This window comes from Aminobacter sp. P4_D5 (genome assembly GCF_056401815.1).
Genome location: NZ_JBFUIP010000242.1, coordinates 1 through 5,963, shown reverse-complemented (window position 1 = coordinate 5,963; position 5,963 = coordinate 1). Strand labels below are relative to the sequence as shown.

The following is a 5,963-nucleotide window of genomic DNA, read 5'->3' as shown; positions in this document are numbered from 1 at the left end:
ATGCGCATCGCCAAACTGCCGAAGGGTTTTGCCAAGATCTGGCAACCGACGCCGTTCCCGGTAGAGCAAGCGCCGTAGGTCCTCGTCAGTCCTCCGCCAAGAGGTTGTGCGTCAGCTTATCGAGCCTTGTGGCGCTCGAAACGTTGCTCGCGGACGCCGCCGGACCACTGGTCGCGTTCTTCTTCCGCAATGAGTGCGAATCCGAAAGACTCATAGAGGTGGCGGGCAGGCTTCAGCCCGTCGAATGTCGTGAGATAAACGCCCGGAAAGCCTTTTGCATCGGCATGCTCGATTGCCGCGCCCGTCAGCCGGCGGCCAAGTCCCGTGCCGCGCGCTCTGTCGCTGGTAATGAACCAGCGCAGATGTGCAAGCGGCTCTGCCGGGGTCGGCGCCTCCAGGCTGATCGTGCCCAAAAGTGCACCGCTTGCGTCGTCCTGGGCGGCGAAGAAGTCGAGATCGGGCCTGAAAGCGGCCATGAAGGCTGACAATTCGCCGGCGACCTTTGTCTCGAAAGGCAGGCCGAAACCCCACTCGCGTGCATAATAGTCGGCGTGCAGCCGAACGATGTCGGCAATCAGTCCGGGGCGATAGCCGGGTGGGCTCATTCTTCTTCCTGGAACAGGTTGATCTGCTGGACGGCGAGGTCGCGGGGGATTTCGAGCCCGAGATGTTTCCAGGCGTTCGCCGTCAAGACGCGGCCGCGCGGGGTGCGCTGGATGAACCCTTGCTGGATCAGATAGGGCTCGATGATGTCTTCGATGGCATCGCGCGGTTCGGACAGGCCAGCGGCGATGGTTTCGATCCCCACCGGGCCGCCGCCAAAATTCATCGCGATCATCGAGAGATAGCGCCGGTCGAGCGAATCGAGACCGAGCGAGTCGACCTCCAGCCTCGACAGCGCCTCGTCGGCGATGCGTCGTGTCACCGGGCCGGAATCGGCCACCGATGCGAAGTCGCGCACGCGCCTGAGCAGCCGGCCGGCGATGCGCGGCGTGCCGCGGGCGCGCCGCGCGATCTCGATGGCGCCGTCATCGGCGAGCGGCATGCCTAGGATGCGGGCGCCACGGCGCACGATCAGCTCCAGTTCTTCAACGGTGTAGAAATTGAGCCTGACCGGGATGCCGAACCGGTCGCGCAGCGGATTGGTCAGAAGCCCGAGGCGTGTGGTCGCGGCCACAAGCGTGAATTTCGCCAAGTCGATCTTCACCGAGCGCGCAGCAGGGCCTTCACCGATGATCAGGTCGAGCTGATAGTCCTCCATCGCCGGATAGAGAATTTCCTCGACTGCTGGACTGAGCCGGTGGATCTCGTCGATGAACAGCACGTCGCGCTCTTCGAGATTGGTCAGCAATGCGGCAAGGTCGCCCGCCTTGGCGATGACCGGTCCTGAGGTCGAGCGGAAATTGACGCCGAGTTCGCGCGCCATGATCTGGGCAAGCGTGGTCTTGCCCAAGCCGGGCGGGCCGACGAACAGCACATGGTCGAGCGCCTCGCCACGGCCCTTGGCCGCCTCGATGAAGATCTTGAGATTGGCCCGCGCCGCCGCTTGGCCGACGAAGTCGTCGAGGATTTGTGGGCGCAAGCTTGTGTCGGCGTCCTCGCCGCGCTTGTCGGGGGTAATGATACGGTCGGGCGAGTTCACGTAAGCAGTTCCATGGATGGAATGGATTTGGCGGCGCGTTGGTCGAAGGTAACGGTATGTGAGCAGCCTAGCTGCAGATTGTGTTCGGCAATCAACGCGTCGGAGAAATCAACCTGTGCGGAGTTCGACCGCTCGAGAGCCCGTACTATGGCATCGAAATCCTCAAACATCAGGGATTTGACGTTGAGCAGTCTTTGTATCGTGGAAAGCACCTGCTGCTTCGACTGCTGGTAGCGCGAACTCAATGACCATGCGAACTCGATGAGGACGATCAGGCTGACACATCCGGGGTTTTGCTCGCTGAGGCCGGTACCGAAAGCCAGAGCTTTCGAGCGCTGATCCGTATCGTCGTTCAGCACCATGCGCAGCAATATATTGGTGTCGATGCCGATCTGCGTCACGCCGCATCCTCACGGCCACCATGGCCGTTGCGATCGCTGGTCACGTGGCGACCGACCGCGTCTCTGACGGCGGCGTCTATTTCTTCGAGTGTTGCCGGGCCGCCGGGCGGGTCGCCCAGGAACCCTGCGAGATCGGCAAATTCGATATTGCGCGGCGTGCCTATCAGATGGCTGTCAACGACGGTCCAGGCAATCGTATCGCCCGGCTTCAACGTCAACGCGTCCCGCACATCCTTGGGAATGGTGAGCTGACCTTTCGAGGTCAGGGTGGCGTATCCGCCCATTTTCCTACTCCTCGGTAAAATTCTTACAATTCTAATGTAGTAAGAATGCGTACCCCGAGCAAGGCGCTCACCGCGCCAGCTCCTTCAGGCCGAAGCGGATCAGCTTGGAGGAGTCGGCGTCGTCGCCGACGCTCTTCATGGCAGCGGCAATGGCATTGGCGGCGATGTCGCGGGAATAGCCGAGATTGACCAGTGCGGAGACCGCGTCGGCGATCGGGGCGGGCGCCACGCCCTCGCCGAGTTCCTGCTTGAGGCCGATGGTGCCCGAAGCCTCGCCGGCAAAGGCCGGGGCTTTGTTCTTGAGCTCGGTGACGATGCGCTCGGCGACTTTCTTGCCGACGCCCGGCGCGCGGCTGACCATGGCGATGTCGCGCAGTGCAATAGCATTGGCGAGATCGGAGGGCGCCAGCGTCGACAGGATCGCGAGCGCCACCTTGGCGCCAACGCCCTGGACGTTTGCCAGAAGCAGCTTGAACCATTCGCGCTCCAGCTCCGACTTGAAGCCGTAGAGCCGGATCATGTCCTCGCGGACATAGGTCTCGATGAACAGGACCGCTGCCTCACCAGCACCGGGCAGGGCGGCAAGTGTCCGCGCCGAACAATGAGCGACGTAGCCGACGCCATGGACGTCGAGCACGCAGAAATCCTCGCCGATCTCGTCGACGGTGCCTTTCAACTTGCCGATCATGTTTCAAGCCTCGTCATGGATGGGTATCGGGAGCGATGATTTCGAGGTCGGGAAAATAGGTGCGGTAGCGTGAGGCGTCGCGGGTCAGCAGACGATGGCCGGAAACCATAGCATGCGCGCCGATCAGGAAATCGGGCAAGGTGCGCTCTCGCGTGCCGCCTGCGCGACGGTAGCGGGAGTGCGTGGCTCCAGCCAGGAACGCCGCGTCCCAGGGCACGAACTCCCGGTCCATTTTAAGCGTGGCCAGCGCATTTCGAAGCACCGATTCGTCTGCAACCATCGGCGCGAGTTCGGACCAGACAATCGTATTGACCACCAGCGCGCCATCGCGGCGGCATGCCGCGACGGCCAATTTCGACCAGGCGGTCATGTGTGCCACCGGACCCCATACGTCGATCAGAACATTCGTATCAATCAACGTTGAGGTCTTCACGCGGTCCCCTCAGCCAGTCGATATACTCGTCGGTGGTCATACCGCCCAAATCCAGCGTGCCGGCCATGCGGTCCAGCGTCTCCATGAATTTGCGGGAAGCTTCTTCTGCCGAAATGTTCTCATTGACGGCGACGAGACGAGCGCCGTCATCGGTGATGACAAAATCGACCTCGGATCCGGGGCCGATGCCGAGCCGGTCGCGAATCTCTTTTGGGATGGTCACTTGGCCTTTGGTGGTGACGCGCATGGTAATACCTCTGTGGTATTACTTACCGCCCAGATGAGAACAAGTCAAGAACGAACCGCCTAACTGGCCATGGCCGCCAGCCGGTATGCAAGGCTTTGGCGATGATGCGCGTGGCAGATGGCAATCGCCAGCGCGTCGGCGGCGTCGGCGGTGTCGAACACGGCCTTCGGCATCAGCACCTTGACCATCATTGCGATCTGTTTCTTGTCGCCATGGCCAACGCCAATAACCGCTTTCTTGACGGCGTTGGGCGAATATTCGGCGACCACCAGCCCGGCGCGAGCCGGCACCAGCATGGCGATGCCGCGCGCCTGGCCGAGCTTCAGTGTGGCCGTGGCATCCTTGTTGACGAAGGTCGCTTCGACAGCGGCCTCATGCGGCATCTCGCGGTGCAGCACGTCGGCAAGGCCGTCATGCAATTGGCACAGGCGGCTGGCGAGTGCTGCCTTGTTGTCGGAACGGACCGTGCCGGCGGCGACGAAGCGCAGTGAATTGCCAAGGCTCTCGATGATGCCCCAGCCGGTGCGCTGAAGACCGGGATCGATGCCAATGATACGAATCGTCTCTCTCATCCCGCGAACTCTATCTCCACGGAAGCAAGACGCCAGAAAAATGTGAACAAAACAGAAACAATCCCTGCCTAATGCAGGGATCATCTCGCCGTTAGTTGCGGGCAAAGGCCGTGTTGAGCAGCGAAATCTGGTCGGAGACCGGATTGCTGCGGCGCATCGCCTGTACCGGAACCACGGTCGTGCCGTTGCCGTAGATCTCTTCGTCCATGCGGCGCACATGCGCCTGCAGGCGGAGCGAACGGCGAACCAGATCGACGAAATCGCCCGGCAGTTCGTTCCAGCCGGCGGCGTCGTCATGGGCCGAAGCGGTATCGAGCCGCACCTTGGATTTTTCGGAGGCGACCTGATCGCGGGTCATTTCGCCGGAATTTGCGGCGCGCTGCAAAAGCAGCCACGAGGCGATCTGCATCAGGCGCGTGGTCAGCCGCATCGATTCGGCGGCGTAAAGCGTGGCGGCAAGCCGCGACAGCTTCTTGGCCTCGACGCGTCCGGCGCCGTCGAGATATTCGGCCGCCTGTTCGACCAGCCCCATGCCCTCGTTGTAGAGCGGTTTGAAGGACGGCGAAAACACCCGCCTCTCGGCGAGCTTGATCGTTTTTCCGCTTTCCCTCGAAGGCTCGTTCATGATCACTACCCTGAAAACCCTGTCCGCGTTCTGCCCGTCTTTGGCGACGGATTCTGCGCGGCCCGCTCCTATACGCTAAGCCCGATGAAAATGCGCTTCCGTCGATCTGAACGCAAGCGCATGTTTAACAAAGGGTTAACGCGCCGGATTGGACCGCTTTTGGAGGGCGTTCCAGGGCTTTGCGCGCGAAAAAAAAGAGCCGCGGAAAAACGCGGCTCTCAAGAGTTTAACAGGGAGGCGTCAAACAAAGTGGCTCCAACCACTCGGTAAGAATCCAGATGACTGGATATGCACAGTAAACAACGGGAATGCTTAATGGGCGCTTAAGGACGCTGGCGATTTCGCCATTCGTCAGTTTCGACTGTGCCGTGACGGCACAGCGATGAAGCTTGAAATGCCCCGCTGATGTTGTGCCGACTCACGACTTCCAGACCACCGGAAGGGCGATGACGGCGAACAGAAATATCGCCGCGTAAAAGCCCATCGACGAGATTGCCACCACCGGTTCGATCGCCGCATTGCCGCCGAGCAGGAAGAACAGGCCGACCAGAAGGCCGATGCCGCTCACCGCCGTCAGCCAGAAATGGATCTTGGCCAGCATCTTGTCTCGGGCGACCGGAAACAGATGGTAGAAGAAGGCGAACACCGCCGACATCAGCCAGCCCGCCACCATGGTGTGGGCGTGGACCGGCATCTGGTCGTGGTTCTGGCTGATCGACATGTGCAGCCCAAGTGCCATGCCGGCCAGCGCGTAGACGATGGCGAGCGTGAAGAAATTCCGTGCTACCCCTTGCATAGTTCTCTCCGAATGCCTTTTCCCCCGCAGGGAATGGGTTGATCTCAGATCATCAAGCCTTGGTGCCCGCGCGGTTCGCTACCGCGCGCCAAAATCACTGCCGATCTTAGGGCAGGCGCACTAGCACTAGCCGTGTTTCCACCGCATGCCGCGCGGCCAGGCCACGCGCTTGCAGGGCAGTTACATTGGAAGTTCATCAGAAAGCCGTGCCGGCCGTTCGCCTCCCCCGAGACCGGTCGTCGACATGCGCCGTCCCCAAACGGCGTGTGCGAGAA

General features: G+C 61.4%; 10 protein-coding genes. All 10 read right to left on the bottom strand.

The features are described from left to right. Positions 1-116: 116 nt before the first annotated feature. The 10 genes from AC1DWF_RS29335 to AC1DWF_RS29290 all read right to left on the bottom strand — a co-directional run bounded on the left by AC1DWF_RS29335 (position 117) and on the right by AC1DWF_RS29290 (position 5,688). A complete protein-coding gene (locus AC1DWF_RS29335) occupies positions 117-605 on the bottom strand; it encodes a GNAT family N-acetyltransferase (RefSeq protein WP_476782356.1) in 489 nt (162 codons plus the stop codon). After that, a complete protein-coding gene (gene ruvB, locus AC1DWF_RS29330) occupies positions 602-1,642 on the bottom strand; it encodes a Holliday junction branch migration DNA helicase RuvB (protein WP_476782357.1) in 1,041 nt (346 codons plus the stop codon). Before ruvB ends, AC1DWF_RS29335 begins: the two co-directional genes overlap by 4 nt. Continuing rightward, a complete protein-coding gene (locus AC1DWF_RS29325; protein ID WP_476782358.1) occupies positions 1,639-2,043 on the bottom strand; it encodes a PIN domain-containing protein in 405 nt (134 codons plus the stop codon). Before AC1DWF_RS29325 ends, ruvB begins: the two co-directional genes overlap by 4 nt. Continuing rightward, positions 2,040-2,327: an AbrB/MazE/SpoVT family DNA-binding domain-containing protein gene (locus AC1DWF_RS29320; protein WP_476782359.1), complete on the bottom strand. Its 288-nt coding sequence runs from the start codon at positions 2,325-2,327 to the stop codon at positions 2,040-2,042. The genes AC1DWF_RS29325 and AC1DWF_RS29320 overlap by 4 nt, the downstream gene beginning before the upstream one ends. 67 nt (positions 2,328-2,394) lie before the next feature. Continuing rightward, on the bottom strand, positions 2,395-3,015 hold the full coding sequence (gene ruvA / locus AC1DWF_RS29315; protein WP_476782360.1) for a Holliday junction branch migration protein RuvA: 621 nt from the start codon (positions 3,013-3,015) through the stop codon (positions 2,395-2,397). Between the two features lie 13 nt (positions 3,016-3,028). After that, entirely contained in the window at positions 3,029-3,448 is a 420-nt protein-coding gene (locus AC1DWF_RS29310; protein WP_476782361.1) for a type II toxin-antitoxin system VapC family toxin, read from the bottom strand. Then, positions 3,426-3,695 carry an AbrB/MazE/SpoVT family DNA-binding domain-containing protein gene (locus tag AC1DWF_RS29305; protein ID WP_476782362.1) on the bottom strand — a complete coding sequence of 90 codons (270 nt, stop codon included), beginning with the start codon at positions 3,693-3,695 and terminating at the stop codon, positions 3,426-3,428. The genes AC1DWF_RS29310 and AC1DWF_RS29305 overlap by 23 nt, the downstream gene beginning before the upstream one ends. Before the next feature lie 59 nt (positions 3,696-3,754). Then, positions 3,755-4,267, bottom strand: a complete 513-nt coding sequence (gene ruvC, locus AC1DWF_RS29300) for a crossover junction endodeoxyribonuclease RuvC (protein WP_476782363.1) — start codon at positions 4,265-4,267, stop codon at positions 3,755-3,757. A 91-nt stretch (positions 4,268-4,358) separates the two neighbouring features. Continuing rightward, the gene (gene rcdA, locus AC1DWF_RS29295; RefSeq protein WP_476782364.1) at positions 4,359-4,892 is read right to left on the bottom strand and encodes a protease adaptor protein RcdA; all 534 of its coding nucleotides are present in this window, start codon (positions 4,890-4,892) and stop codon (positions 4,359-4,361) included. A gap of 418 nt (positions 4,893-5,310) precedes the next feature. After that, positions 5,311-5,688 (bottom strand): hypothetical protein, encoded by a 378-nt coding sequence (locus AC1DWF_RS29290; RefSeq protein WP_476782365.1) that lies wholly within the window; start codon positions 5,686-5,688, stop codon positions 5,311-5,313. Positions 5,689-5,963: the final 275 nt, after the last annotated feature.